Here is a 26,527-nt window from a genome sequence, read left to right as displayed (position 1 = left end):
GCTGTTGGATCGCAAAGTTCCCGTCAACGATCATCGCTGGAGCGATGTAATTTGTTTTCTCGATAATGCGATAATTTCACCGGAAGTCAATGGATTCGCCCAGAATTCCCCGCCATCATGTAATCTGTTTTCTTTTGGTTGTTTGATCTGAAAATTTTCACAATGGCGATCGTGAAAAAGGGAAAGCCGTTGATCCCGACTTTCCCAAATCCCGCTTGAATATCAAACCATTCGCGGGCGCCGGCCCGGATGTCCGCTGCCGGATACGTTGAAAACCACCGCAACGGGGTGAAAATCGATGCCGGAAAAGGCGCGCGAGTTTCATCGTCACGCCACGGCCATCGGCGCGCCGCAACAAATGGACGCGAAACGGCGTAAACTTTTTCTGAAAATCATGAGGGCGGCGGCCCCGGGCCGCCGCCCCTACCGGTCAGCCGAGGTTGAGCCAGACCGACTTGGTCTGGCTGTATTGCGTCAGCGCTTCCAGGCACTTGTCGCGCCCGTTGCCGGTCTGCTTGAAGCCACCCCAGATCGAGGTCATGTCGCCATGGTCGAAGCAGTTGACCCAGACGACGCCGGCCTCGACATCGCGGGCGAAGCGATGCGCCTTGCCGACGTCCCGCGTCCAGACCGAGGCGGCCAAGCCGTAGATCGAATCGTTCGCGATCTCGATGGCATCGTCCAGGCCTGCGACGGGAATGATGGCGGCGACCGGCCCGAAGATTTCCTCGCGGGCAATGCGCATGCCGTTGTCGACGCCGGTGAAGAGCGTCGGCTCGACGAAGGCGCCCTCCGGTGAGGCTGCAAGCGTGCCGCCGCCGAAGCGCAACGCCGCCCCCTCCTGCCGGCCGATGTCGATATAGCTCAGCACCCGCTTCTGGTGCGCCGCGGTGACGAGCGGCCCGATGGTCGTCGACGGATCGAGCGGATCGCCCAGCACGAAGTTTTCCCGCGTGCGGGCGGTGAAGCGCTCGACGAAATCGTCATGGATGCTCTTTTCCACCAGGATGCGCGAGCCGGCATTGCAGACCTCGCCCTGGTTGCCGTAGATGCCGTTGACGGCATAGGTGACGGCGGTGTCGAGATCGTCGTAGTCGCCGAGCACGATCTGCGGCGTCTTGCCGCCGCATTCCGTCGAGACGCGCTTCATGTTCGACTGGCCGGCATAGATCATCAAGAGCTTGCCGACCTCGGTGGAGCCGGTGAAGCCGATCTTGTCGACGTCGTCATGCAGCGCCAGCGCCTTGCCGGCCTCCTCGCCGAGCCCGTGCACGACGTTGAAGACACCCGCCGGGCCGCCCGCCTCGATGAAGAGTTCGGCAAGAAGGTTCGCCGAGAGCGGCGATTGCTCGGCCGGCTTGAGGACGACGGAATTGCCGGTCGCCAGCGCCGGCCCGAGCTTCCAGGCGGCCATCATCAGCGGATAGTTCCACGGCACGATGAGGCCGACGACGCCGAGCGGCTGGCGCAGGATATAGTGCAGCGCATTCGAGGCCGTCGCGGTGACCGCGCCCTCGATCTTGTCGATCGTCTCGGAGAAGAATTTCAGCGCGGTGACGGAGCCGGGAATGTCGATGTTCATCATGTCCATGACCGGCTTGCCCATGTCGAGGCTGTCGAGCACGGCGAATTCCTCGGCATGGCTCTCCACCAGCGCGGAGAACTTTTCCAGCACCGCCATGCGGGCGCGCGGTTCCATGCGCGACCAGATGCCGGAACGATAGGCCTTGCGGGCGACGGCGACGGCCCGGTCGATCTCCGCCGCACCGCCCCGGGCAACCTCGGCGATGGTCCCGCCGGTCGCCGGATTGATCGTCGGGAAGGTCCGTCCGTCGGCGGAATCGACATAGGCCCCGTCGATGAAATGTTTCGTGCGGAACCCGAGCGATCCAGCCTTGGCGCGCCAGAAATCGATTGTATAGGTCGAGGCATCCATGCGTGTTCTCCCTTCCATGGATCAGGATTGATGCCGGTCGCGCAACAGCGTGACCGAGAGGACGATGAGCACGAAGGACACGGCGACGATCACCGTGCCGATGGCATTGATCTCCGGCGTGATGCCGCGCCGGAGCGTCGAATAGATATAGATCGGCAGCGTCACCTCGCGCCCCGTCAGGAAATAGGTGACGGGGATCTCGTCGAAGGAGAGCGTGAAGCAGAGCAGCGCCGAGCCGACGATCGAGCTGCGGATCGCCGGAAGCGTCACGCGCCGGAAGGTCTCGAAGGGCGTGGCGCCGAGATCGGCCGAAGCCTCGAACTGGCGCCGGTTGACCTTGGAGAGCCGCGCCATGACCTGCGAGACCACCACGCCGAGCAGCGCCGTCGCATGGCCGATCACCACGGCGGTGAGGCTCTGGGGAATGCCGATCTGCTTGTAGAAGTTCAGCATCGCAATGCCCGTGACGATGCCGGGCAGGCTGAGCGGCAGCAGGATGACATTCTGGAAGAGGCGCTTTCCGGGGAATTCGTAGCGATCGAGCGCCAGCGCCGCCGTCACGCCGATCAGCACGGCAAGCGTGGTTGCAAAAAGGGCGACCCACAGGCTGTTGCCCAGCGCCCGCAGCATCTGCCCGTTGGCGAGGAAAGCCTCGTACCAGTGCAGCGTGAAGCCCGCGAGCGGGAAGGAGGTCACCTTGCTGTCGTTGAAGGAGAACATCACCAGGATGACGATCGGCAGATACAGGAAGGCGAGGACGCCGAGGCTCACCCCCACCATGCCCTTCTGCCACCATCTCAAGCGCAGCATGCCCGCCTCCTCACGAAAGGTCGACCCGGCCGGCCCGGTCGAGACGGCTGGAGAGTTGCAGGAGGATCAGCACCAGCGCGAGAACGAGCGTCGCCAGCGCCGAGCCGAGCGGCCAGTTGAGCGCGGCGCCGAACTGCGTCTGCAGAAGGTTCGCCACCATGATCCCGTCCGGCCCGCCGACGAGGACCGGCGCCACGAAATCGCCGAAGGACAGGCAGAAGGTCATCGTCGCGCCGGCCACCACGCCACCGAGCGACAGCGGGAAGATCACCTTCCAGAAGGTCATGAACGGGCCGACGCCGAGGTCTTCCGAAGCCTCGACGAGGCGGCGCGGAATGTTGTCGAGCACGGTGAACAGCGGCATCACCATGAAGGGCACGAAGATATAGACGAGCGTCACCACCATGGCGGTCTGGTTGTAGAGGAAGACGTCGAGCGGCGCCGAGACGATGCCGGTGGAAACCAGAAGCGAATTCAGCGCTCCATCCGTGCCGAGGATGATCTTCCACGTATAGGCGCGCAGCAGGTAGGACACCCACAGGGGCACGATCACCGACATGTAGAGAAGGTTGCGCAGCCGCGGCGAACGGACGGTGAAGACGAGGAAATAGGCGAGCGGATAGCCGAGCAGCAGCGCGCAGACCGTGACCAGGGCGGCGATCTTCAGCGTGCGCAGGATGACGGTCGTATATTGCGGGTCGGCGAAGATCTGGGCGTAGTTGCCGAACTGGAAATCCGGATGGAACAGCGGGAACTGCCGCGTCCAGAAGCCCACCGAGACCATGATGGCATAGGGCACGACCATCAGCAGCAGCACCCAGGCGAGCGGGGCGGAGAACAGGGCGGCAAAGCCGGGGAAGGTACGGCGCGTCAACGTCATTTGCCCCCTCCCGCATCAAAGACCATCACGTCGGCCGGGTCGACATGCACGGCAAGGCGGCTGCCGGGGGAAACCGATGCCGGAAGCGCGGTGCGGGCGAGCTCGGCAAAGAGCGGTTTTCCGCCTCCCTCCGGCACAAGCTCGATGCGCAGGCGGTCGCCATGGAAAAGCCGCTCCAGGACGCGGCAATCGAGGGCGTTCGCCTCCCCCGTCTGCGGGCGCGCCGTCATCAGCCGCTCCGGCCGTACGCCGAGCGTCACGCGGTTGCCCGCCGCGGCCGCGGCAGCGCCCGGACGCCGGCTGCGCAGCACGGCGCCATTGGCAAGCCGGAAAGCACAGAGATCGCCCTCGCAGCCGAGCGCCTCGGCCTCCAGGAGGTTCGCCGCGCCGATGAAATCGGCGACATAGGGCGTTGCCGGATGGTCGTAGAGATCGGTGGGCGAACCGATCTGGGCGATGCGGCCCTCCCGCATGACGACGATGCGGTCGGAAAGGGCGAGCGCCTCGGTCTGGTCGTGCGTGACCATCAGGAAGGTGATGCCGAGTTCGCGGTGCAGCCGCTTCAATTCCACCTGCATGCCCTCGCGCAGCTTCACGTCGAGGGCCGAGAGCGGCTCGTCGAGCAGGAGGACGCGCGGGCGGCGCACGACGGCGCGCACCATGGCGACGCGCTGGCGCTGGCCGCCCGATAGCGCGCCGGGCCGACGATCCGCCATGCCCTCCAGCCCGACAAGGGCCAGTGCCTCGGCGACCCGCCGGCGGCATTCCGCCTTCTCCACCCGGCCCGACCGGACGGAAAGGCCGTAGCCGATATTCTGCGCCACGCTCATATGCGGGAAGAGGGCATAATCCTGGAACACCGTGTTGACCGGCCGGCGATAGGGCGGGCTTTCCGTCACGTCCTGCCCGGCAATGGCGATGCGGCCGGCGCTCGCCTGTTCGAAACCGCCGATCAGCCGCAGCGTCGTCGTCTTGCCGCAGCCGGATGGGCCGAGCAGGGTGACGAACTCGCCCTCGGCTATGGCGAGGTCGGTCTCGTGAAGGGCGACGAATGCGCCATATCGTTTCGCAACGCCGTCAAGCGCCACAATCGGGCTGGAGGTCATCGGGTCCCCGCGTCGTGTGAACTGTCTCGTGCGATGACGGAAGGCGCCGCCCGTCGCGGCGCCGTCCGGCAGGCGTCAGGGCGCGGCCTTCACGGCGTTCCAGGTCTCGAGATACTTGTCGAGACGCGCCGGCTGCTGCCACATGACGAGGCTCTTGACGAACTCGACATTGTCGACCTGCCGCTCCTTCTTGAGCGCATCGTTCATGCAGCCCTGGACGGCCTTCGGATTGACCGGGAAATAGCCGGTGGCCTCGGCAAGGCCGCACTGGCCGTCGGCCGACTGCATGAAGCTCATGAACTTGTAGGCGCAGTCCTCGTTCGGCGAATCCTTCACCAGCATCATCGAATCCATCCAGCCCTCGGCCTTTTCCTTCGGCGTGAACTCGACGACCTCGAACCCCTTCTTCAGGTTGTTGACGTCCTTGCTGGTCAGGCCCGTCCAGGCATTCGAGACATAGACCTCCTGGTTGGCCATCAATTCGGTCAGTTCGCCGGCCGACGCCCAGTATTTGCGGATCAGCGGCTTTTGCTCGATCAGCTTGGCCTTCACGGCCTCCAGCTGCTCGTCCGTGAGATCGAAGACGTTGTCGTAGCCGAGGTAACGGGCCGTCCAGTAGAGCGCGGACTTGTCGTCCCACAGCGAGACCTTGCCCTTGTAGGCCGGGTCGAACAGCACGGCGATCGAATCCGGCTTGGTCTCGAACTTGTCGGCGCGGTAGATCAGCGACACCGAGCCCCAGATCAGCGGCACCGCCCAGGTCTCCCCGTCGGCTACCACGTCGCTTTCCTTGGAGAATTCCGGATAGATGCCGTCGAAGCCCTCGATCTTCGCCGTATCGATCGGCGCGACGAAACCGGCCAGCCGCAGCATCGGCACGGTGTCGAGCGAGGGGCTGATGAGATCGTAGACACCGCCGCCGGCGGCGAGCTTGGCGGCGAAATCGTCGTTCGAGCCGACATAGGAGGCCGTCACCTTGCAGCCCGAGGCCGCCTCGAACTTCGAGATGAAGCCATCGACGGCATAACCTTCCCAGGTGAGGTAGTTGAGTTCAGCGGCCCTGGCGGCCAGCGCCTGCGGCACGAGACTTGCGGCGGCAAGGGCGAGAATTGCGGATCTGCGCATGATCGACATGTTTGTTCCCCTTCATGTCTTCGTTGGTCATCTTGTCCGCTTCGTCTTTCGGACGAGGGTGGCGATATCGATGCCGAGCGCCTTGGCGGCGCTTCTTTTGCTCCCATGTTCTGCGATGGATTTTTCCAGAACCCAGTGTTCGAACGCCTGCACCAGGTCCTTGAACCGCTCCGGCCGTTCGGCGCTGTCGGCGGCGGGTCCCGCGGCGGGTCGCGCCACCGGCGCCGGCACGTCGAAATGATCGGAGAGGGCGACATCGTCGGCGGTCGCCGCCGCGCGTTCGAGGATGTTCGCCAGTTCCCGGATATTGCCGGGATAGGCATGGGCCGAAAGGCGCTCGGTGAAGGCGGCCGAAAGGCGCAGCACGGGCGTGCGCCCGGAATTGAGCCGGCGCAGGAAATGCTCCGTCAGCGCGGCGACCAGTTCGGGTTGCTCGCGCAGCGCCGGCAGGTCGAGCGTCACGACCGCGATGCGGTAATAGAGGTCGCTGCGGAAATCGCCGCTTTCCAGGAGCGCCGGGAGATCGGCATTGGTCGCCGTCACGAGGCTGATGCGCGCACGCCGCCGCTGGACGGAGCCGAGCCGGCTGAAGGTCTGGTTTTCGAGGAAGGCGACGAGCTTCATCTGGGCGACGGGCGAGAGATCCGTCACCTGATCGAGGAAGAGCGTGCCGCCATCGGCCGCCTCCACGAAGCCGAGCTTGCCGCGCGTCGAGGTGTCGAGCGCCGAGCCGGGCTCGATGCCGAACATTTCCGCATCGAACTGGGCATCGGTGAGCATGCCGCAATTGACATGGACGAAGGGCGGCGCGTCGGAAGCGTCCGCCTTGCCGATCCAGCGGGCGAGTTCGGTCTTGCCCGTGCCGGTCTCCCCGGTGATGAGCACGGCGCTGCCGCGGTCGAGCGCGCTCGCGGCCCGGTGCACCGCCGCCTGCAGGCGCGGCGTCAGGACGCGGCTCGCCCGGTCCCGGGCCGCCGGCTCGGCCTCGAAGCGGAAATTGTCCGAGCTTTCATGGCCGCGCTGGCGACCGCCCGCCTCGCGCAGGGTCAGGAGCGCACCATAGGCGCCGCCATCGGGCGTGCGCAGGATGCCGAGCGTGCCGGTGACGTTGCGCTGCGAATTGAGCGTGCCGGACACTTCGATGCGCTTCAGCTGCTGGAGGGCGCCGGCAAGCTTCTGGATGAGCGGGCCGGCCGTCTTGGCATGCCGGGCAAGCTGCGAGCCGACGAGATCGCCGCGCGCGATGTTGAGGATGAGTTCGAGCTTGCCGTTGACGTGCTTGATGGTGCCATCCGTCTCCAGCAGCGCGACACCCTCGGGAAAGGCATCGAGGAAGGCGCCAAATTGCGGCTCGTCGATGAAGGCGGGCCGCAGGCGCCGGTGGCCGGGCGCGGTGAGGTCGTTGGCGTAGAACTTCATGCCAGGGCCTCCTGCGCGGGGCTGCGCGCCTTGCGTTTCGCCTTGCGCCGCGCCGTCAGGACATAGCGGCGCATCTCGCCTTCGATGCGCGCGGCACGGAAGCGCCAGACGTCGCGGCTGCCATTGGCCGCAACCACGGTGAGGTCGCATCCGCTCTCGCCATCCTCGCCTTCGAGCGCGGCCTGCCGCAGCTTGCCGAGGGCCTGGCGGGTTTCCATGAAATGCTGGATCGGCCGGCCGAGGATCTGCTCGGCTGTCCGGCCCCACACGTCCTCGGCCGCCGGATTGGCCGCCAGCAGCAGCCCGTCCTCGGAAATAACGAGGATCGGGTCCGGCGCGGCGCTGAGGATGTCCTGCATCGTGTCGGCCCGGTCGGCGAGCTGCTGCTCGCGGCGTTTGTGCGCGCCGATGTCGCGCGTCGTGCCCCACAGCCGCACGAGGAAGCCATCCTTGATCGCCGCGCGAAAATCATTCTCGACCAGCATCTCGCTGCCGTCATGCCGCCGGTCGACCGCGGCCGCATGGTCGAGCCGGTAGTTGGAGCGCACGAGGTCGCGGACCATCTGCCGGTTGATCTCGGTGGCGGGAAAGTAGCGGGAGACCGGCTGGACGTTGAAGTCCAGACCTTCCGGCACCCGGTAGAGCCGCGCCATCGCCTCGTTGCACGCCCGCCAGCAGCTCTGGTTGGAGAATATCCGCTCGACGATCTCGTCCTCGGCAAGTGCGGTGTCGACCGGCTCCAGGAATTCGATGCACCAGCAGGCCTCCGTCGCCGCGCCGATCATCTGCGAGAGGATCTCCACCCGCTCCAGCAATTCCTCGCCGATGCCGAGCGCGGCGGAGGACAGCGGCTGCTTGACGATCGCAAGCCCGCGCGGCAGGTCCGGGATCGCACTCGCCACCATCGGCACTTCTTCATAATGGGGCGTGCTGAGCCAGACCGGGAAGCTCGCGGCGGGAACATGCTCACCGGCGGCGATGGCGCGCAGCAGTTGCGCCGAACTGCTCGAATAGATCCGTTCGAGCGACAGGCCCGGCAGGTCCCGCCGATCGATCCCCAGTTCACGTGCCTCGTGGTCGTTGACGAGGCAGACGCGCGCCTCCGCATCGATCCAGTCGATCAGGAGGGAGCCCCCGTTGGCGATGGGCGGCAAGGCATCGGTCGTCTCTTTATTCCGTTGCTGCAAGACCCTTGTCCTCCGGCGACTGGCGGCAAACACCGGGGCATCCCGCCACAACCGGGGCTAAAAGCAACGGTGAATCCGAAAGACGCGAAAAAATCCTCGTCCTGGCGCCTGAAATGCGCAAAACCGCAGCACTTGATGCTGGAATACATACAGGCGATCGCGCCGGAGAGACGATTCCACCAGCTTCATCGGAAAAGACCGTGGATCCGGCCGTGCTATGCCGCAAGGCTGCAAGGTCCGGCCTGCCTCCATACACGGCGCCACAACCGTGGGAGCACGGCGGGCCGCCCCGTTTCCAAGGTTTCGCGACAGGACCGGATCGGCTAGAAGGGGCGCGAAGAAGGAGAGACGGATGGCGAACCCACCCGACATGACGAAACATCGCGGCTTCCCCTCCGGCATGCCGGGCACGGGAGTCCAGTTCACCATCAGGCGCGCCAACCCACGGGGCGTGACGCCGATCAAGGCCCTGCCCCGTCGGGCACGGCCGGGCACCGCCGAGCACCGCATCGACGCCGCCTTCCTCCACGCCCTCTGGCACCATTTCGGCGCGGAACCCTTCGAACGCGGCAATCTCGACGCCGCGCGCCTCAACCTTCTCTTCGGCCGCGAGGTCCTGCCCGCCGAAAAGGATTTCGACCCGCTCTCCTATGCGGCCCTGCTCGTCATCAACGAGAAAGTGGCCCGCCAGACCTTTCCGGAATCCTTCGACGACGTCTTCGAAGTCTGACGGCTCAGCAGCCGGGGCAAGTGTCGACGCCGACAATACCCTGAACGTGCCTTGGATGTGGGGGCACGGCCGGCACTGGCTGCAATGAGGGGAAAGTGCAGGCGATCGAGATTGCCCGGACGAGACGCGAAAGCTAGAAACACCGGGCGGGTATTCCGTCAGTCGGAAACAGAACGCGTGGGGGGAAGGGCATCGATGAAGGTCGTCGAAGCGTCGATCGACAAGCTGCGCGAGGCGCTCCGGACGGGTGAGACGACAAGCGTCGGCCTGGTCGCGGCCTATCTCAACCGCATCGCGTATTACGACCGGCACGGCATCGCGCTCAACGCCGTGCCGGTGCTCAATCCCGACATGTTCGCCGAGGCACGGGCTTCGGACCTCCGGCGGGCGCGCGGCGAAAGCCTCGGCCCGCTCGACGGCATCCCCTACACCGCCAAGGACAGCTACAAGGTGAAGGGGCTGAGCGTCGCTTCCGGCTCGCCCGCCTTCGCCGATCTGGTCGCGACGGAGGACGCCTTCGCGATCGCCCGTCTGCGGGCGGCCGGGGCCGTGCTGATCGGGCTGACCAACATGCCGCCGATGGCCAATGGCGGCATGCAGCGCGGCGTCTACGGACGCGCGGAATCCCCCTATAATGCCGATTGGTTGACGGCCGCCTTCGGTTCGGGGTCCTCGAACGGATCCGGCACCGCGACCGCCGCGAGCTTCGCGGCCTTCGGGCTCGGCGAGGAAACCTGGTCGAGCGGACGGGCGCCCGCCGCCAACAACGGGCTCTGCGCCTATACGCCGAGCCGCGGCGTCATCTCCGTGCGCGGCAACTGGCCGCTCGTGCCGACCATGGACGTCGTGGTGCCGCACTGCCGGTCGATGGCGGATATGCTGGAACTGCTCGACATCATCGTCGCCGACGATCCGGAGACCCGCGGCGATCTCTGGCGGCGCCAGACCTGGGTGCGCATCCCGAAAGCCTCCGATGTCCGCCCGCCCTCGTATGTCGCGATCGCCCGGACCGCGAGCCTCGCAGGCAAACGGTTCGGCCTGCCGGCAATGTATATCAATGCCGACGCCGAGACGGGAACCGGGGATAAGGTCGGGATCGGCGGCGCGACCGGCCGGCGGATCGAAACCCGCGCCTCGATGATCGCACTGTGCGCAGCAGCGCGCGCCGCGCTCGAGGCGGCGGGCGCCGAGGTCGTGGTCACCGATTTCCCGGTCGTCAGCAATTACGAGGGAGATCGGCCAAGCGCGCCGACCATCGCGACGCGCGGCCTCGTCAGCCCGGACTATCTTCGCCACGAGATCCTCGATCTCTCCGCCTGGGCCTGGGACGATTTTCTGGCGGCCAATGCCGATCCCGCCCTGCGGCGGCTCGCCGACGTCGACGGCGCGCGCATCTTCCCCGCACCGCAAGGCAGCCTGCCCGACCGCTACCACGGCTTCGACGATCGCATCGCCGACTATCCCGCGCATATGCGCGCACATCCCATCGCCTCCTTTGAGGATATCCCGGGCCTTGCCGAGGGTTTGCGCGGGCTGGAGGAGACCCGGCGCATCGATCTCGAAGCCTGGATGGACCGGTTGGGTCTCGATGCGGTGATCTTCCCGGCCGTTGCCGATATCGGCCCGGCCGATGCCGACGTGAACCCCGCTTCGGCCGATCTTGCCTGGCGCAACGGCACCTGGGTCGCCAACGGCAACCTGGCGATCCGCCATCTCGGCATTCCGACGGTGACCGTTCCGATGGGCATGCTGGCCGATATCGGCATGCCCGCGGGGCTGACCTTCGCCGGCCGGGCCTTCGACGACACGGCGCTGCTCGGCCATGCATGCGCCTTCGAAAAGACCGGCGACTACCGTGCACCGCCGCCGCGAACGCCCGAGCTTGCGGACCTGCCCGGCCTCGCCGGCGCGGACGTGCCGGACACGGCCGACCTGCGGCTGACCGTCTCGATCACGCCCGATGGCCACGGGCGCCAGCATCTCTCGATAGAAGCGCAAAGCCAGACCCCGCTGCTCTGGCTGACGGTGAACGGCGAGCCCGTCGCGTTCCGTCAGGAAGGTCTGAAGGCGAGCGCCGGTCTCGATCTGGACGAGAACAGCCATGTCCACAGCGAATGGCGCGCGCCCTACGGCCATATCGTGATCGCATGCGCCAAGGGCGCGGCCGCCTATGCCATCGTCGGCGGCACCGCCTGACCCACGGCTCCTAGCGCAGGGGAAGCCTGCTCCATCTTGCTACAGAGAGCGGGATTCCGTCATGCCGGATGCTGCCGTCCCGGTCGACGCGAACATAACGATGGCCCTGTACGATGAGCGGGAAGTGGGCTAGCAATCCAGAATTGATCTCTTTCAATCGGAATACACCGGAATCGGGTTGGTATTGAACGGAGGCATCATGCGCGAATGCGACCTGGTCATGAAGGGCGGGATCACGTCGGGGGTGGTCTATCCGCACGCGATCGTGGAAATCGCCCGCGCCTACCGGCTGCGCAGCATCGGCGGCACCTCGGCCGGCGCCATCGCCGCAGCGGTCGCGGCCGCCGCCGAATACCGGCGCGAGCGTTCGCCCGGCAAGGACGACTTCGCCGGCTATGACGGCATCGTCTCCATTGCCGACGAGATCGGCCGCGACATGGCCTCGCTGTTCCAGCCCGCGCCCAGGCTGAAACCCCTGTTCGATATCCTGATGGCCATGGCGGCCGCCGGCGGCGTCAGCAAGCCGCTGGCGATGATGAAGGCGATGCTCGCGGCCTATCGCGGCCGGGCGCTGATCGCGGCGGCCATCGGCCTTGCCATGGTGGCGGCCGGCGTCCTCCGGTCGGACACGTCCCTCGCTGTTCTGGGGATTGTCGTGGGGCTTGTCCTGCTTGTGGCCGCCATCACCCTCGCCCTGTGGCGTTCGATAAAGACCGACCTGCCGGCGCATGATTTCGGCATCTGCCCCGGCCTGACCCAAGAGGGGTATGATAAGCCCGCGCTTACCGACTGGCTTGCGGACCGCATCGACCGGGTGGCCGGCAATCTCGGCCCCGGCGACGTTCCGGGAGACCCGCTTACCGTCGGCCAGCTTGCCGACCACGGCATAGAGGTCGCAACCATGACGACCGATCTGTCGTCAGGCCGGCCATACCAGTTGCCGCTGAAAAGCGACCACCATTATTTCTCCAGGCGCGAATTCGAGGCTCTGTTTCCAAAGCGCGTGGTCGACTATCTGGTTCGGGACCGTGCGCCATTGACCGATGTCGGCCCGCAGCTTCCGGCCGATCTCTATCCGCTCGCCAGCGGCCGGGACTTTCCGGTGCTGCTGGTCGCGCGCATGAGCCTGAGCTTCCCGGGGCTGATCAGCGCGGTGCCGCTCTACCGGTTCGACGACCTGCTTCCGGAGGGGCCGGGCCGGTCGAAGGTGCGGCGCTGCCTGTTCTCGGACGGCGGCATCTCCAGCAACTTCCCGATCCATTTCTTCGATTCCTTCCTTCCGTCCCGCCCGACCTTCGGCATCACGCTCTCCCGCTGGGAGGAGGTCCGCCACGGCGACGTGCGCGTCGACCTCCCCAGCCATCCGCGCCAGAGCACGCATCTTCCGGTTCGGGCGATCACCGGCATCGGCAATGCCCTGAGCTCGATCCTCAACACGGCCAAGGACTGGCAGGACACGCTGCAATCGCTGCTGCCCGGCTATGCGGACCGCATCGTCGAGATACGCCTCGATGAAAGCAGGGAGGGCGGCATGAACCTTGCCATGGACGAGGCTACGATCCGCCAGCTCGGCGACTATGGCAGGCAGGCAGGACGGGCACTGGTCGAGCGCTTCGATTTCGATGAACACCGCTGGCTGCGGGCAGTGTCTCTGATGCCCAAGCTGGAGGGGGCACTGGAGGGCATGGCTACCGCCTATCGCACCGTCCCCGCCGGCGGCGAGCCGATCTACGAGACACTGCTGACCGAGCATGCGCCGCGCGCCTACAAGAACGCGCAGAAATGGCGCGAGGAGGTGCTGGCACCGTTCGCCGCCGCCTTGGCCGGGATCGGCGACAAGGCAGCCGAGGCCCATGCCGCGGAGGGAACCCGTTCGGTGCGCAAGGGCACGGTGCCGAACGCCGACAGCAACCTGCGCCTCGTCGCCGGCGCCGACCGCGCACCGGTGCGCAAGACGCAAAGCCCGGCCTGAGCAAGGGAGAGAGCCGTTCATGTTCTTCTTCGGGCACGATAACCGAAGCGAAACGTTCCCCAGAAGCTTGCAGGGACGCGACAGGGAATGGCGCGACGTCACCGCCCACTATACGCTCGACCCGAAGGAGCGCCTGCAGACCGACGTGCCACCGGTCTGGAAAAGCCCGCTGGATCGCGACCTCCTCGACGCGCTGACCGCGCTTTCCTACGGCAAGTGCCCTTTCTGCGAGCAGGCCGGCATGCGGCTGCAGCCATACCGCTTCCGCCCGCCGGCCTATGCGATCCCGATGAAGCGGCCGGAAGACAAGGAATGTTATCTCTGGCTTGCCTTCCAGTGGGAAAACCTCTTCCCGATCTGCGAGGGCTGCCTGCCGAGGGACAAGGCCTATTTCCCCGTCGACGGTCCGCGTGCCGCACCACCCGACGTCTCTCTTGCCCCCTTTGGCCTGGTGGGATTGCAGATCGAAGAAAAGCCGCTCCTCTACTTTCCCGGCGAAATCACGAAGCCGGCCCTTGCCTTCGATGTGACCCTGGATGGCATCCTGCACGGCAGGAACCGCCGCGCCGAGCCGACGATCGTCCATTTCAACCTCAACCGTCCCGATCTCCTCCGTCGCCGCGCGGAAGCCCTGGCAGGATGGATCGGCGATATGCGCCGGTCGCCGCGCGCATTTTTCGATCTTGCACGATGGCTCCCAAAGGGCAGCTCCTACAAGGAAATCGAATTCGGCGGCGCGCTCTACCTGCTGCTCCGCCAGATCGCGGACAGGCTCGCACGGCGCTTTTATTCATCCGATCCGCTGTCGACAGAGCGCATCGGCACAACCTTCAGCAGTTGGTCCCTGCGGGAGGATTTTGACGCGGCGGTACGCGAAACCCTTCGCACGTTACGGCGCGAGGATGCGAACAGGGCGCGGGGGCGGCGAGAGCTCACCGACCAGAGGGCCGTTTCCCCGCCGCGTCCTGCGCGCGCGCAACTGCGTGCTGCAACCATCAAGAACTACAAGTCGCTGGAGGCGATCTCCTTCGCCCTGCCGGATCCACCGCAAAACCCGGCCGCCGGCCACGATCCGGACGAACTGCCGCCGACGCCGTGCCTGCTCATCCTCGGCGAAAACTCGACCGGCAAGAGCTCGATCCTCGAGGCGATCGTGCTTGCGGCGATCCCGGAAGACATGCGCGACGAACTCGACCTGGATGGCCGCAGCATGACGCTCAATCCGGAATATATGGGCGAAACCGAAAAGACCGGCACGCGCGGCTGCCGCGTCGAGCTGGAATTCCGCGACGGCGGCGGAACCATCCTCACGATCGGCGCGAAGGATGGCCGCATGCGGACCAGCGCGAGGCTGAAGGGCTCGAGGCCGCCGATCTTCGCCTATGGCGCACACCGGCTTTTCGGCAAGACGCGGCAGAAAAGCTATGTCCGCCGGATCGAGACGCTGTTTCGCAACGATCGCCAGATCTCCAACCCCGAACCATGGCTTGCCGAACTGGCGAAGAGAAAGCCCGAGGCGCTGAACGAGGTGGTCAGCGCATTGCGACACATCATCCGCATCGACGGCGAGTTCCGGGATATCGAGGTGAAACCGGGCAAGGAGAACGAAGCCGGCCGCTGCGTCATCAATGTGCACAAGAAGAAACAGGACGGCAGCGACTATATCGTGCCGCAGCGGCTCGACATCGTCTCGTCCGGCTACCGGGCGGTGCTTGCGCTGGTCTGCGACGTGCTGGAAGGGCTGATGGACGCGGCGCCGCACCTTTCCCCGCGTGACGCGCGCCACGGCGAGGCGATCGTGCTCGTCGACGAGATCGAGGCGCACCTGCACCCGCGCTGGAAACTGCAGATCGTCGCGGGCCTGCGCAAGGCGCTGCCGCGCGTCACCTTCATCTTCACGTCCCACGATCCGCTCTGCGTCAGGGGCATGCGCGACGGCGAGGTGATGATGCTGCACCGCTACCAGAACACCGGCGACGGTCCGAGTTCCATGCCCGAGGTGGTCGAGCGCGTCGCCGATTTCGATCACATCGAGACCATGACCGTCGAGCAGCTTCTGACCTCGGAGATGTTCCAGCTCTTCTCGGCCGACGACCGCCGGACGGACCATGCCTTTGCCGAGGTGGCCGACCTGCTCGCCCGCGACAGAAGCACCCTCGACGAAAGGGAGCGTGCCGTACTCGCCGATTTCAACGCCGCCATTGCCGACGGATTGCCGTACGGCCGCACCGAGGTGACGCGCGTCGTGCAGGAGGCGGTGGCCGACTATCTTGCACTGCGGCGCACCGCCGACAGCAAGCGCGCGGGCGCGGCGCGTGAGAACGCGAAGGCCGAAGTCAGGAAATTCCTTCAAGGACTGCTGGAATGAGGCGCGTCGACCGCTCGCCCGTGGCTGAACCGTCGATCCTGCGCAAGCCGCGGCCATCGGACGGCAAATCCGAGCTTCAGCTCGCCACCGAACACATGGAGAGGATCGCGGCGGGCGAGAAACTGGGGGCGTTCGACTTCGCCCGCTACAAGGAGGCGTCGGTCAAGACCGCCCTCGAAAAGCTGTTCCACGGCAAATGCGCCTATTGCGAGAGCTTCTATGCAGGGCTCCAGCCGGTGGACGTCGAGCACTACCGGCCCAAGGGCGAGGTCGAGGGCGTTCCAGGCCATCCGGGCTACTGGTGGCTGGCGATGGAGTGGAGCAATCTCCTGCCGAGCTGCATCGACTGCAACCGCCGCCGCAATCAGAAGACGCCGAAGCCGGGCGAGGACCGGCTGGTCGTGTTGCGCGCCGATGGCGATTTCGATCGCTCCCGCAGCATCCTGACCGGCAAGCAGAGCGCCTTCCCGCTGATGGAAGGCAGTGCGCATGCCGCCCGGCCGGGCGACGACATGGAGGCCGAGAAACGCCTGCTGCTCGATCCCACGCGGGACGATCCGGACCAGCATCTCGTCTTCCATGTCGATCGCGCGCATCTGGTGAGCCTCGTTTATCCGAGGCCGCTCGATCCGGCAGAAACCGCCAGACTTCCGGACGCCGTGGCCGACCATGCAGCGATCGCTGGCGCCGCCGTCGCGGCGAAGGTCAGTGCCGTGGGTGCGGTGTCGATCCAGGTCTACGGGCTGAACCGGCTTGGGCTGGTGCAGGCGCGCACGCGCGTGCTGCGCGACCTCGAGTTCCTGCTGGCAATGAGCCTGAACCTGCAAGAGATCGCCGCGGAACTGACGGAACGGGCGGCAGTCCGCTCGGCCGAACTTGCCGCCCTGCACGGTGCGGCAAGGGACCGCCTTGCCGAAGACATCGCCATGGATGAGCGGATCGCCGGCAAGATCCGCCGCTATGCACAGGAGGCGCTGGCCCGCATCCGCGAAATGGCCCTGCCACAGGCTCCCTATTCGCGGTTGGTGCGCGCCTGGATAGAGGCCTATCTGAGGGCGTAGGAAGGCCGAGGATCGGCGGGGGACCGCTCAGACCGGATTGGGTTCAACATCATGACACGCCGGCGGCGGCGCGCTGGGGTTTTTCTGCACTCAACGCAGGGCTTCCAACGCCGCCTGGTGGATCTTCTCGTTCGCGGCCATCAGCACGGTGCCGTATTGTGGTGCCACCGTCAGCGGCTGCCCGTCCCAGTCGGTCACGATACCTCCCGCGGCTTCAAGGATGGGTATTTGCGGGAGGATGTCGTAGTCGAAGACGTTGCTTTCGACGAGCAGATCGATGCCGCCGAGGGCCAGGAGGCCCGCGGCGTAGCAATCGTGCGAGAAACGGCTGAAGCGGACCTTTGCGGCCAGGGCTGTAAAACGATCGTGGCGCGCGCGGTCGAATTGCTCCGGGGCGGAAGTGTAGAGGATCGCCTCATCAAGCCGGGTCCTGTCGCTGGTGCGGATCGGCGCCCCGTTGAGGGTCGCCGTGGTGCCCGTGCCGAGCCAGCGTTCGCCGGTGATCGGCTGGTTGATCAGGCCGAGAACGGGATCATCCCTGTGGAGCAGCGCGATCTGGGTGCCGAAAGCGAGGGAACCGGAGAGGAAGGATTTCGTGCCGTCGATCGGATCGAGCACCCAGATCCAGTCCGCCTCCGTGCGGCAGGCGCCGAATTCCTCGCCCCTTATGCCGTGTTCCGGAAACGCGGCCTCGATCATCCGGCGCATGGCCGTTTCCGCATCGCGGTCGGCGATGGTGACGGGGCTGGCATCGGCCTTGGCGTCGACGGCTATCCGTTTGCGGAACCAGGGGCGGATCGTTTCGGCGGCAGCATCCGCCATGGCATGGGCAAGCGCAAGAAAGGCCGGCGGGCAGGTCGTTTGAGCGGTCATCCTTCGGTCCTTTCGGCTTCCAGGGCGATGTCTTCGAGCATGGTTCGGATCGTTTCCACCTGTCGGTGGGCGGCAGCGGCTTCCCGGCTCAGGCGCGGCCCGAGATCTCCGGTGCCGCGGCCGGTGAAGCTGGCCGTGCGGGCGGGAATGAACGGGTCAGGCCCATCCGACGGACGTCGCAGGGCCGGAGCGAAGTAGCCCTCCTCCTCCTCCAGCCCGAAGGCCAACACCTGCGGACGGTCCTCGCCGAGCAGAAGAAGCTCCAGCAACATCGCCTGGATCGGCAGGCGCCCCTCACCCGAGAGGCAGGCAAGATGTGCCCAGCCGCCGCGATCCGGTTGCACGAGACAATCCTTGACATGGACCTCGGTGATATGCGGCGCCTGGATCGCGAGAGCCGGCATCGGCCGTTCGTAGGCGTTGATCATGTTGCCGAAATCGAACAGCAGGCTGAGGCGCGGATTGCCGACGGCCTCGATGATATGGATGAGTTCCTCCGATTTGAGGTCTTCGTGCTGTTCCAGCGTGTAGCGCAGCCTGCCCTGCGGGTCGAAATCGGCAAGGCGCCGGAGATCGGCGATCGTCCAGGCGATGATCTGCGACACCCGTCCCTCGTAGCGCGGATAGCAGCGGAGAGAGGTCGCACCTGTGGCAAGCGCTATGCGCACGGCATCGGCAAGGCCGTGCGGCGCCGTGGTGCTGGTCTCCACATGCAGCTCCAGGCCGCGGGCCTTCATCTGCGCGGCGAAACCGGCGAGCGCATCGCCATCCATCCGGCCGAGACTGGCCTGTTCCCCGTCATCGACATGGAGCTTGAGGCCGGAAAGGCGCTGTGCCGCGGTGAAGTCTGCGAGATGCAGCGGGGTCATGCCGCCGAAACGCATGTTGAGATGAAAGGCATAGGCATGGGCAAAAAGCGGCGCGGTGCGCGCCCGCGCAGCAAGCCGGAGGCGCTTCGCCAAAGGCAGCGCCGCCACTCTTTTGCGCCAGTCCGGGGGCGGTTGAGTACCCCATGGCATGTCCGTTTCCTCCGTAAGGATTGCGATGCCCGACCCTCAGGCCGCAAGCACCAGAAGATCGCGGTCCGAGAGGCTGACCTCGACGGGCGCGCCGACAGCCGGCGGGGGACGGCCGGGCCGGTTGAACGTATCGAGGGAGAGAAGCTGGCCGCCGACCATCACGCGAATGCGGATCACGGCGCCGAGGAAATGAACCTCGGCGATGCGGCCGGGAAGCACGATGTCGTGCCCCTCCGCACGGCCGAGCGCCGCCGTTTCGGGCCGAAGCGCCAGGCGGATGCGCTCGCCGGCGCGGGCAGGCAGCGGCCGGTTCAGCACGACGGGCACGTCGCCGAGCCGCACGCGGCCGCTGGCCGCATCGACCACGTCGGCATCGACGAGATTGAGCGTGCCGACGAATTCCGCCACGAAGCGCGTGGCCGGGCGATTGTAGATGTCGAAGGGCGTCCCGACCTGGTCGGCGATGCCCTGGTGCATGACGACGATGCGATCCGATATGGAGAGCGCCTCTTCCTGATCGTGCGTGACGAAGATGGTGGTGATGCCGAGATCCTGCTGGATGCGGCGGATCTCCTCGCGCAGGCTGATGCGGATCTTCGCGCCGAGCGCCGAGAGCGGTTCGTCGAGCAGCAGCACCTGCGGGCGCGGCGCGAGCGCGCGGGCGAGCGCCACGCGCTGCTGCTGGCCGCCGGAGAGCTGGAAGGGATAGCGGCTGCCGAGCTGCGGCAGGCCGATCAGCTCCAGCATGTCCCCGACGCGTCGGGCGATTGCCGCTTTTTCCTCACCCGCAACCTTGAGGCCGAAGCCGATATTGTCCGCGACCGTCAGGTTGGGAAAGAGCGCATAGGCCTGGAAGACCATGCCGATCTTGCGGCGGTTGGCGGGAAGGCCGGTCACGTCCCGTCCATCGATGCGGATCGCGCCCGATGTCGGCGTCTCGAAGCCGGCCACTATGCGCAGCACCTTCCGCAACCTTTCAGGCCTGATCCATCGCAGCGTGCCGGTGGAGACCCAGCTCGCCCTTGCCAAATTCATCGGCGGCGGACATTTCGCCAGTCACCTGCGGCGCATGCGCGGCCTTTATGCCGAGCGACGCGAGGCCTTCGGGAAGGCCGGCTGGGCAGCCCTCGCAGGGCTTGCCCGCATCGACTGCTCCGAAAGCGGGCTCAACGCGCTCGCCTGGCTGGAGAACGGACGGGAGGACCGAACAGCCCATCGCGCGGTGCTCGCCGCCGGACTGCAATGTTATCCGCTGTCCGACTATACGATCAGCGCCGTACGGCCGGGTGCGCTCATCCTCGGTTATGCCGGCGTTCCGGTGGAGCGCATGACCCCCTATGTCGGGCGTCTTGCCGAGGCGCTCTTCCGGCTGTGAGAGATCCGCCGCAAAGCCATGACGCGCCGGCGGAGAAGCGGGCCAGAAGCCCGCGAAGGAAGGCCTCCACGACGAGAGCCCAGTCGCGCGGCTCCTCCGGATCCTCGCGATGCCGCCGCGCCACCAGGTAGCCGATACTCTGCGGCATCTCCGCCCCCCTCAATGCCGGAAGGCACGGAGCGGCGTGCCGCTGCGCTGGGTAACGCCGACGCCGGGCGCCACGCCCACCTCCGCATTGGAAGCGGCGAGCAGCGGCTTGCCGCGCACGATATCGGCGGCACGCTCGGCCAGCATGATGGTCGGCGCGTTGAGGTTGGCATTGGGCTCGGCGGGAAAGACGGAGCTGTCGATGACGCGCAGGCCGTCAAGGCCGCGCACCTTCAGGTCGCTGTCGACGACGGCCAGGTCATCCTCGCCCATGCGGCACGAGCCGCAGGGATGGTAGGTACTCTCCATGGTCTCGCGCACCCAGGCGTCGATCTCGTCATCGCCGCGCACATCCTTGCCGGGTGCGATCTCCTCGCCGCGGAACCGGTCGAAAGCCGGCTGGGCGATGATCTCGCGGGTGAGGTGCAGACAGCGCCGGAAGCCCTCGCGGTCCTCCTCGCGATCGAGATAGTTGAAGAGGATATCCGGCTGCTCGTGCGCTTCCGGCGAGCGCAGGCGCACATAGCCGCGGCTCTTCGGCTTGTTCGGCCCGGTCAACACCATGAAGCCGTGGCCGTCGAGCGGCTTTTTCCCGTCATAGCGCATGGCGGCCGGCAGGAAGTGGAACTGGATGTCCGGCCATAGCAGGGAGGCATCGGATCGGATGAAGCCGCCGCTCTCGAAATGGTTGGAGACCGAGAGCCCCTTCTTGAACAGCAGCCATTCCGCACCGATCAAGGCGCGGCTCAAAAGCCCCATCCTGCCGTTCAGCGTGATCGGCTCCTTGCAGGCATACTGGATATAGACTTCAGAGTGATCCTGCAGGTTCTCGCCGACGCCCGGCAGGTCATGCAGGACAGCAACGCCCGCCTTCCGCAGCACGGCGGCCGGGCCGATGCCGGAGCGTTGCAGGAGATGCGGCGAGCCGATCGGGCCGGAGGAGACCAGCACCTCGCGGTTCGCCTTCGCCACCTTGCGTTCGCCGCCGAGCTCATACTCCACGCCGATTGCACGCTTGCCTTCGAGGAGCACGCGCCGCGTCATGGCATGGGTGACGACGGCAAGGTTCGGCCGGCCCATGGCGGGCTTCAGGTAGGCATTGGCCGTCGACCAGCGCACGCCGTCCTTGACGGTCATGTGCATCGGCCCGAACCCCTCCTGCATATGCCCGTTCGGGTCCTCGGTGGTGATGTAGCCCGCCTCGCGCCCGGCATCGACGAAGGCCTTGTAGAGCGGGTTCCGCATCTCGTTGCCGGCATTGGTGGCAAGCGGGCCGGAATCGCCGCGATAGGCGTCGCCCCCGTCCTGCCAGCTTTCGGCGCGCTGGAAATAGGGCAGGCAATTGGCGTAGCGCCAGCCGCGCGCGCCCAGCTCCTCCCACTCGTCGAAATCGCGGGCATGGCCGCGCATATAGACGAGCCCGTTGATCGAGGAGGAGCCGCCGATCACCTTGCCGCGCGGGCAGTGCACCCGCCGGCCGCCAAGACCGGGCTCCGGCAGGGTCATGTATTTCCAGTTGTACCTGGTGCCGTTCATCGGAATGGACAGCGCCGTCGGCATCTGGATGAAGATCGACCGGTCGCTGCCGCCATATTCGAGCACCAGCACCCTGGTGGCCGGATCCTCCGAAAGGCGATTGGCGAGCACGCAGCCGGCCGATCCGGCGCCGATGATGATGTAGTCGTAGGTGTCGGTCATGGCGGTCATCCGGAGGTTTACGGGTAGAGGCCCCAGCCGCGCCGGCGGGCGACGAGCCGGGTCAGGACGTAGTGGACCGCCCCTGCGACAAGGCATGCAGGGATCGAGGCAGTCAGGTACTTGAAGGCCGGCAGGCTGGCGAGCGTCTGCGGATTGAAGATGGTCACGTAGACGACGAAGCCGACGGCAAGGGCCGCAAGCCCGACGGGATTGAACCCGGCCCAGAAGCGGTAGGGACCGTTTTCCTGGGGGCGGTGCAGGCTGTGCATGTCGAGCTTCTGGCCGCGCAGGAAGAAGTAATCGACGATGCCGATGCCCGCGAGCGCGGAATTGAGCGCCGAGGTCCAGACGAGGAAGATGAAGAAGCCGTCATACATCTCGGGATAGAAGACGACGAGACCGAGCGGGATGAGGCAGAAGAGAAAGAGGATCATGCCCCAGGGAATGCGGCGCACCGGCTCCGTCCCCACCTGCCGGAGGCCGACGATGGACGTGTAGAGGATGTTCGCCATCGAGGTCATGTTGGCGAAAGCGACGAAGAGCAGCGCCACGACACCGATGATGGGGCCGGCAATCCGGGTCATCCAGATCGTCGGATCGCTGTCGCCGAGCGCGACGGCCGCGAGCAGGCCGACGATCTCGCCGAGGGCGGCCGCGCCGAAGATGCCGAGGATGTTCGGCCAGAAGGCGGTGCGCTCGTTCTTCGTCAGGCGGGCGAGGTTGCCAATATAGGGCCACCAGGAGAAGCCTGCGGCAAGATTGACCTCGACGGCGATGATGAAGTTCAGCGTGTTGTCCTCAAAGGGCGGATCGAGCGCCGGCAGTGCGAGAAGCTCGTCAAAGGAACGCTGGCTGAGGATGAGATAGAGCATCACCACCATCAGCACGACCAGCGCCGGCGAGACGACCATGTTGAAGAACTTGATCGACGTCGGCCCCTTGGCAACGATGAACCAGGTGAGCAGGATCGCGCCGACCGCGGCGACGATCATCTTGCCGCCGGTCGGGCTGGCCGCCTCGCCGGCGCTCAACGCCATCAGCCCGTCGATCGAACGGCCGAACATCATGGCAAGCACGGCAAGCCAGCCCATGGTCAGGAGCACCACGGCGAGCAGATAGACGACACGGCTGCCGTTGTAGCCGAACTGGCTGCGCAGGGCGATGAACTGCTCGACGCCGTAGCGCCCGGACATGCAGGTGGTGGCAAGCGCCGTCAGCACCACACCGACGATATTGCCGATGACGATGGCGGCAATGCCCTCCTTCGGCCCGACGAACAGGCCGACGGAGCCGCCGATCAGGAAGGCCCAGGTGGCGATCGCAAGCGCTGAATTGCTGTAGGTGAACTCCCAGAATCCCCACAGCCGTTCCGACGGGAGAAGCGGCGCATCGCCGCGTTCGGCGGCAGCGCGGTGGCGACCGGCTTCCGCCCGTTCGCTGTCAGTGGCGGCGATGCCGCCAGAGGCGACGTGATCGGTCATCTCACGCCCCCCAGATCCAGAAGGCCACGACCAGCACGAAGGTCAGCGCGGCCATGGCGGCATAGTCGAGCGCGGTCATCGTTCCCTCGAAACGGCGCCCCGCCTCGATGTCTTCATAGATGCGCGCGCGGCGCACCAGTTCATTCTGCCAGGCGATATCGTTTTCCATTGTTGTTCCCCTTTTCGCGTCGCGCCTTCGGCGTCTTTCCGCGATGAACACGGCTCCATCAGCCGCCGATCGTGCGGATGCGCGAAGCGTCCGCGGTGAGGAAACCGGCCGCCGATGGAAGGCGGCCGGCGAATGTCACGGCAGCGTGATCCACACGGCCTTGGTCTCCATCAGGTGGTCGAGCTGTTCCGGCCCGAGATCCTTGCCGAAGCCGGAATCCTTGAAGCCCCCGAAGGGCATGGACGGATCGATCGTGCTGTGCGCGTTGACATAGACGGAGCCCGCATGGAGGCGCGGGATGAGCGTGTGCACCCGTGCGAGATCGTTCGAATAGATCGCAGCGGCAAGGCCGAAGGGCGTATCGTTCGCCAGCGAGACCGCGTCGTCGAGCGTATCGAAGGGGCTGGTCACCAGCACCGGCCCGAAGATCTCCTCGCGCACGATGCTCATCTCCGGCCTGCAATGGGCGAAAATGGCGGGCTCGACGAAATGGCCAGGCCCGGCCGGACTGCCGCCGCCATGGATCAGTTCCGCGCCGTCTCGGCGACCGGCCTCGACATAGGCCGAAACGACCGTCTTCTGCTGCGCGGAGACCAGGGGGCCGATATAGCAGTCACGGTCGAGGCCCGGTGCGATCTTGAGCGTACGGGTGACCTTCACCAGTTCGTCGAGGAAAGCGTCATGCACCGAGCGCTGGACATAGACGCGCGTGCCGGCATCGCAGACCTGGCCGGAATTGAAGAACACGCCGTTCGCCACCGCCAGGGCGGCACGCGGCAGGTCGGCATCATCGAGAACGAGCACGGGCGACTTGCCGCCGAGTTCCAGCGTGACATGCTTGAGGCTGCCGACGGCGGAGCGACCGACCTCCTGCCCAACCGGCGTCGAGCCGGTGAAGGTGACCTTGTTTATGCCCGGATGCGTCGACATCGCCGCGCCGATGATGCTGCCGCGGCCGGTAACAACATTGACCACGCCATCGGGAATGCCGGCCTCCTGCGCCAGTTCCGCAAAGCGCAGGGTGGAGAGCGAGGTCAGTTCGGCCGGCTTGACGATGACGGTGCAGCCGGCGGCAAGGGCGGCCGCGAGCTTCCAGGCCATGGTCTGGAGCGGGAAGTTCCACGGCACGATGGCCGCGACCACGCCCAACGGCTCCTTGCGGGTATAGGCAAGGTAATTGCCGGGAATGGACGGCTCCACGGTGCGCCCATGCAGCTTGGAGGGCCAGCCGGCGAAATAGCGGAACGTGTCGACCGTGCCCTGGATGTCGATCTCCCGGGCGAAGGTTACGGACTTGCCCATGTCGATGGATTCGATTTCCGCCAGCTCGTCGCCATGTGTTTCGAGGAGATCGGCGAGGCGGTGCAGCAGGCGCTCGCGCGCGAGCGGCTTGAGGCGGCGCCAATCCCCGCCGTCGAACTGCCGGCGCGCGGCCCGGACAGCCCGGTCGAGATCCTCGATCGTGCCTGATGGCGCGCTGGTGATCCGGCCTCCGGTGGACGGCTCGAAAATGTCGAAGGTCGCACCATCGCCGCTGTCGACCCAGGCGCCGTCGATGAACATCTTCCGAGGCTTTGCCAGAAACTGCCGCGTCGCGTCGCTGACGCCGTAGCGATCGAGATAGTCGCGGACGCTTTCGTCCATGTGTTCCTCCTTTTCAGCCGGCCGTCCGGGCGCGCCGATCGTCCTGCGTTCGCTCAACGCTGCTGCGTCCTTGCATGATGTCGGCATCGATGGCGTCCCGGTCCGGCTCGGGTGTCCGGTCTCACAGGAATTGCTGGCCATCCCTCTCCTGCAAAAGTCGAGGGAGTGTGCCAAAGAAAGAAACGTTTAAAAGTATCTATGATTGCATGTTCACTTGTGCATTAATCAATGCATGATCAACAAGGTTCGGCACCGCGTCCTCAATCTCTCGCTCGGCGATGCCGAACTCAGGCTGCTGCGCGTCTTCGCCTCCGTCGTGCAGCACGGCGGCTTTTCCGCCGCGCAATCGGCGCTCGGCATGACGCAGGCGACGATCTCCACCCATATGCGCCATCTGGAGGAACGGCTCGGGCTCCGCCTGTGCAGCCGCGGCCGCAGCGGCTTCCAGATGACCGACGAGGGGCGGCTCGTCTATGAGGCGGCGCTCGAGCTTTTCGGCTCGCTGGAGAAGTTCCAAAGCCGCATCGGGGAGGCGCAGGGAGAACTGACGGGCAGCCTCAGTTTCGGCACGGTGGATGCCATGATCACCAACCACGCCCTCGATCTCCAGGGCGCCCTGGCGGCCTTTCACCGCGCAGCTCCGCGCGTGCACCTGGAGATCGACGTCGCCGCGCCGCAGGTGCTGCATCAGGGCCTGCTCAACGGCTCCTACCAGATCGTGCTGATGCCTTCCGTCGGCAGCGTCATGCCGCATTTCCGCAGCCAACCGGTCTTCTCCGAAGTGCAGAAACTCTACTGCGCCGAAGGCCATCCGCTCTTCATTCGCCCCGATGCGGACCTCACCGACGAGGTGCTGGGGTCCCAATCCTTCGCCGGCCGCACCTACATGCTGAACGAGACGATCTGCGGCGTGAACTTCACCTGGGCCGCCGCGACGCCGCATATGGAGGGCACGTTGCTTCTCCTGCTTTCAGGCGCCTATATCGGTTTCCTGCCCGACCATTATGCCGAGGAATGGGTCCGCAACAACCGGCTGCGCGTGCTCGCGCCCGAACGCATGCACTTCGAGGACATGTTCCACATCGCCTATCCGCGCAACAAGCCCTCCCGCGCGGCCGAAACCCTGGCGCAGGCCATCACCGCCAACACGCAGGCCGTTCCGGCATAGGCGTCCGTCCTTTATCGTCACGACCTCCCTGCTCTCCGCCGTCATGCATGCCGCCCTCGGCGGCGATGCGCAGTTCATTTGCCTGCCCAACGAAAGCCCGCTGTCGGAGCGGCGCTTGTCTGGCAAAGGAAAGACACAGCTTACAAAACCCATG

21 protein-coding genes are annotated in these 26,527 nt (G+C 66.0%); 7 read left to right on the top strand and 14 right to left on the bottom strand.

The window, feature by feature from the left end:
* Window positions 1-430 precede the first annotated feature (430 nt).
* The 7 genes from EV665_RS28175 to EV665_RS28145 all read right to left on the bottom strand — a co-directional run bounded on the left by EV665_RS28175 (window position 431) and on the right by EV665_RS28145 (window position 8,472).
* Window positions 431-1,936 (bottom strand): aldehyde dehydrogenase, encoded by a 1,506-nt coding sequence (locus EV665_RS28175; RefSeq protein ID WP_133036663.1) that lies wholly within the window; start codon window positions 1,934-1,936, stop codon window positions 431-433.
* A gap of 21 nt (window positions 1,937-1,957) precedes the next feature.
* The gene (locus EV665_RS28170) at window positions 1,958-2,746 is read right to left on the bottom strand and encodes an ABC transporter permease (RefSeq protein ID WP_133036662.1); all 789 of its coding nucleotides are present in this window, start codon (window positions 2,744-2,746) and stop codon (window positions 1,958-1,960) included.
* Between the two features lie 10 nt (window positions 2,747-2,756).
* Window positions 2,757-3,626, bottom strand: a complete 870-nt coding sequence (locus tag EV665_RS28165; RefSeq protein ID WP_133036661.1) for an ABC transporter permease — start codon at window positions 3,624-3,626, stop codon at window positions 2,757-2,759.
* Complete coding sequence (locus EV665_RS28160; protein ID WP_133036660.1) at window positions 3,623-4,732, bottom strand: ABC transporter ATP-binding protein; 1,110 nt, start codon at window positions 4,730-4,732, stop codon at window positions 3,623-3,625. Before EV665_RS28160 ends, EV665_RS28165 begins: the two co-directional genes overlap by 4 nt.
* A gap of 75 nt (window positions 4,733-4,807) precedes the next feature.
* On the bottom strand, window positions 4,808-5,866 hold the full coding sequence (locus EV665_RS28155) for an ABC transporter substrate-binding protein (protein WP_162853190.1): 1,059 nt from the start codon (window positions 5,864-5,866) through the stop codon (window positions 4,808-4,810).
* A 27-nt stretch (window positions 5,867-5,893) separates the two neighbouring features.
* Complete coding sequence (locus tag EV665_RS28150) at window positions 5,894-7,285, bottom strand: sigma 54-interacting transcriptional regulator (RefSeq protein ID WP_133036659.1); 1,392 nt, start codon at window positions 7,283-7,285, stop codon at window positions 5,894-5,896.
* The gene (locus EV665_RS28145) at window positions 7,282-8,472 is read right to left on the bottom strand and encodes a PAS domain-containing protein (protein WP_133036658.1); all 1,191 of its coding nucleotides are present in this window, start codon (window positions 8,470-8,472) and stop codon (window positions 7,282-7,284) included. The genes EV665_RS28150 and EV665_RS28145 overlap by 4 nt, the downstream gene beginning before the upstream one ends.
* Before the next feature lie 352 nt (window positions 8,473-8,824).
* On the opposite strand from EV665_RS28145, the gene EV665_RS28140 reads away from it, so the two are divergent.
* From EV665_RS28140 to EV665_RS28120, 5 genes are all read left to right on the top strand, one after another.
* On the top strand, window positions 8,825-9,202 hold the full coding sequence (locus tag EV665_RS28140) for a hypothetical protein (protein WP_064331435.1): 378 nt from the start codon (window positions 8,825-8,827) through the stop codon (window positions 9,200-9,202).
* Window positions 9,203-9,397: 195 nt separating this feature from the next.
* The gene (locus EV665_RS28135) at window positions 9,398-11,398 is read left to right on the top strand and encodes an amidase (protein ID WP_133036657.1); all 2,001 of its coding nucleotides are present in this window, start codon (window positions 9,398-9,400) and stop codon (window positions 11,396-11,398) included.
* A gap of 199 nt (window positions 11,399-11,597) precedes the next feature.
* Entirely contained in the window at window positions 11,598-13,370 is a 1,773-nt protein-coding gene (locus tag EV665_RS28130) for a patatin-like phospholipase domain-containing protein (protein ID WP_133036656.1), read from the top strand.
* Window positions 13,371-13,389: 19 nt separating this feature from the next.
* Complete coding sequence (locus tag EV665_RS28125) at window positions 13,390-15,738, top strand: AAA family ATPase (RefSeq protein WP_162853189.1); 2,349 nt, start codon at window positions 13,390-13,392, stop codon at window positions 15,736-15,738.
* Window positions 15,735-16,799 carry an HNH endonuclease family protein gene (locus EV665_RS28120; RefSeq protein ID WP_133036654.1) on the top strand — a complete coding sequence of 355 codons (1,065 nt, stop codon included), beginning with the start codon at window positions 15,735-15,737 and terminating at the stop codon, window positions 16,797-16,799. The genes EV665_RS28125 and EV665_RS28120 overlap by 4 nt, the downstream gene beginning before the upstream one ends.
* A gap of 90 nt (window positions 16,800-16,889) precedes the next feature.
* Here the strand turns inward: EV665_RS28120 and EV665_RS28115 are convergent, their stop codons facing one another.
* The 3 genes from EV665_RS28115 to EV665_RS28105 all read right to left on the bottom strand — a co-directional run bounded on the left by EV665_RS28115 (window position 16,890) and on the right by EV665_RS28105 (window position 19,726).
* Window positions 16,890-17,672, bottom strand: coding sequence for an inositol monophosphatase family protein (locus EV665_RS28115; RefSeq protein ID WP_133036653.1), 783 nt, complete (start codon window positions 17,670-17,672; stop codon window positions 16,890-16,892).
* Complete coding sequence (locus EV665_RS28110) at window positions 17,669-18,634, bottom strand: sugar phosphate isomerase/epimerase family protein (RefSeq protein ID WP_162853188.1); 966 nt, start codon at window positions 18,632-18,634, stop codon at window positions 17,669-17,671. The genes EV665_RS28115 and EV665_RS28110 overlap by 4 nt, the downstream gene beginning before the upstream one ends.
* A 93-nt stretch (window positions 18,635-18,727) precedes the next feature.
* Window positions 18,728-19,726: an ABC transporter ATP-binding protein gene (locus tag EV665_RS28105; protein ID WP_133036651.1), complete on the bottom strand. Its 999-nt coding sequence runs from the start codon at window positions 19,724-19,726 to the stop codon at window positions 18,728-18,730.
* Between EV665_RS28105 and EV665_RS32700 the strand changes: the two genes are divergently transcribed.
* Entirely contained in the window at window positions 19,644-20,066 is a 423-nt protein-coding gene (locus tag EV665_RS32700) for an aminotransferase-like domain-containing protein (RefSeq protein WP_210234694.1), read from the top strand. The genes EV665_RS28105 and EV665_RS32700 overlap by 83 nt on opposite strands.
* Before the next feature lie 159 nt (window positions 20,067-20,225).
* On the opposite strand, the gene betA is transcribed toward EV665_RS32700, so the two are convergent.
* The 4 genes from betA to EV665_RS28080 form a co-directional block, all read right to left on the bottom strand.
* The gene (gene betA / locus EV665_RS28095) at window positions 20,226-21,911 is read right to left on the bottom strand and encodes a choline dehydrogenase (protein WP_133036650.1); all 1,686 of its coding nucleotides are present in this window, start codon (window positions 21,909-21,911) and stop codon (window positions 20,226-20,228) included.
* 17 nt (window positions 21,912-21,928) lie between these two features.
* Window positions 21,929-23,392: a purine-cytosine permease family protein gene (locus tag EV665_RS28090; RefSeq protein WP_133036649.1), complete on the bottom strand. Its 1,464-nt coding sequence runs from the start codon at window positions 23,390-23,392 to the stop codon at window positions 21,929-21,931.
* Between the two features lies 1 nt (window position 23,393).
* Window positions 23,394-23,561 (bottom strand): hypothetical protein, encoded by a 168-nt coding sequence (locus tag EV665_RS28085; RefSeq protein ID WP_133036648.1) that lies wholly within the window; start codon window positions 23,559-23,561, stop codon window positions 23,394-23,396.
* A gap of 135 nt (window positions 23,562-23,696) precedes the next feature.
* Window positions 23,697-25,205 carry an aldehyde dehydrogenase family protein gene (locus EV665_RS28080; RefSeq protein WP_133036647.1) on the bottom strand — a complete coding sequence of 503 codons (1,509 nt, stop codon included), beginning with the start codon at window positions 25,203-25,205 and terminating at the stop codon, window positions 23,697-23,699.
* Between the two features lie 232 nt (window positions 25,206-25,437).
* On the opposite strand from EV665_RS28080, the gene EV665_RS28075 reads away from it, so the two are divergent.
* A complete protein-coding gene (locus EV665_RS28075) occupies window positions 25,438-26,373 on the top strand; it encodes a LysR family transcriptional regulator (protein ID WP_133036646.1) in 936 nt (311 codons plus the stop codon).
* The last annotated feature ends 154 nt before the right edge of the window (window positions 26,374-26,527 follow it).

This window comes from Shinella granuli, assembly GCF_004341885.1.
Classification (GTDB): Bacteria; Pseudomonadota; Alphaproteobacteria; order Rhizobiales; family Rhizobiaceae; genus Shinella; species Shinella granuli.
This window is presented reverse-complemented; position numbering and strand designations above follow the sequence as displayed.

What these genes read in the sequence shown, in the direction of transcription:
- EV665_RS28085 (WP_133036648.1), bottom strand. Translation starts at nt 23,561, where the DNA reads ATGGAAAACGATATCGCCTGGCAGAATGAACTGGTGCGCCGCGCGCGC.
- EV665_RS28175 (WP_133036663.1), bottom strand. Translation starts at nt 1,936, where the DNA reads ATGGATGCCTCGACCTATACAATCGATTTCTGGCGCGCCAAGGCTGGA.
- EV665_RS32700 (WP_210234694.1), top strand. Translation starts at nt 19,644, where the DNA reads ATGCGCAGCACCTTCCGCAACCTTTCAGGCCTGATCCATCGCAGCGTG.
- EV665_RS28090 (WP_133036649.1), bottom strand. Translation starts at nt 23,392, where the DNA reads ATGACCGATCACGTCGCCTCTGGCGGCATCGCCGCCACTGACAGCGAA.
- EV665_RS28075 (WP_133036646.1), top strand. Translation starts at nt 25,438, where the DNA reads ATGATCAACAAGGTTCGGCACCGCGTCCTCAATCTCTCGCTCGGCGAT.
- EV665_RS28115 (WP_133036653.1), bottom strand. Translation starts at nt 17,672, where the DNA reads ATGACCGCTCAAACGACCTGCCCGCCGGCCTTTCTTGCGCTTGCCCAT.
- EV665_RS28135 (WP_133036657.1), top strand. Translation starts at nt 9,398, where the DNA reads ATGAAGGTCGTCGAAGCGTCGATCGACAAGCTGCGCGAGGCGCTCCGG.
- betA (WP_133036650.1), bottom strand. Translation starts at nt 21,911, where the DNA reads ATGACCGACACCTACGACTACATCATCATCGGCGCCGGATCGGCCGGC.
- EV665_RS28125 (WP_162853189.1), top strand. Translation starts at nt 13,390, where the DNA reads ATGTTCTTCTTCGGGCACGATAACCGAAGCGAAACGTTCCCCAGAAGC.
- EV665_RS28155 (WP_162853190.1), bottom strand. Translation starts at nt 5,866, where the DNA reads ATGTCGATCATGCGCAGATCCGCAATTCTCGCCCTTGCCGCCGCAAGT.
- EV665_RS28170 (WP_133036662.1), bottom strand. Translation starts at nt 2,746, where the DNA reads ATGCTGCGCTTGAGATGGTGGCAGAAGGGCATGGTGGGGGTGAGCCTC.
- EV665_RS28150 (WP_133036659.1), bottom strand. Translation starts at nt 7,285, where the DNA reads ATGAAGTTCTACGCCAACGACCTCACCGCGCCCGGCCACCGGCGCCTG.
- EV665_RS28105 (WP_133036651.1), bottom strand. Translation starts at nt 19,726, where the DNA reads ATGAATTTGGCAAGGGCGAGCTGGGTCTCCACCGGCACGCTGCGATGG.
- EV665_RS28160 (WP_133036660.1), bottom strand. Translation starts at nt 4,732, where the DNA reads ATGACCTCCAGCCCGATTGTGGCGCTTGACGGCGTTGCGAAACGATAT.
- EV665_RS28120 (WP_133036654.1), top strand. Translation starts at nt 15,735, where the DNA reads ATGAGGCGCGTCGACCGCTCGCCCGTGGCTGAACCGTCGATCCTGCGC.
- EV665_RS28130 (WP_133036656.1), top strand. Translation starts at nt 11,598, where the DNA reads ATGCGCGAATGCGACCTGGTCATGAAGGGCGGGATCACGTCGGGGGTG.
- EV665_RS28080 (WP_133036647.1), bottom strand. Translation starts at nt 25,205, where the DNA reads ATGGACGAAAGCGTCCGCGACTATCTCGATCGCTACGGCGTCAGCGAC.
- EV665_RS28140 (WP_064331435.1), top strand. Translation starts at nt 8,825, where the DNA reads ATGGCGAACCCACCCGACATGACGAAACATCGCGGCTTCCCCTCCGGC.
- EV665_RS28165 (WP_133036661.1), bottom strand. Translation starts at nt 3,626, where the DNA reads ATGACGTTGACGCGCCGTACCTTCCCCGGCTTTGCCGCCCTGTTCTCC.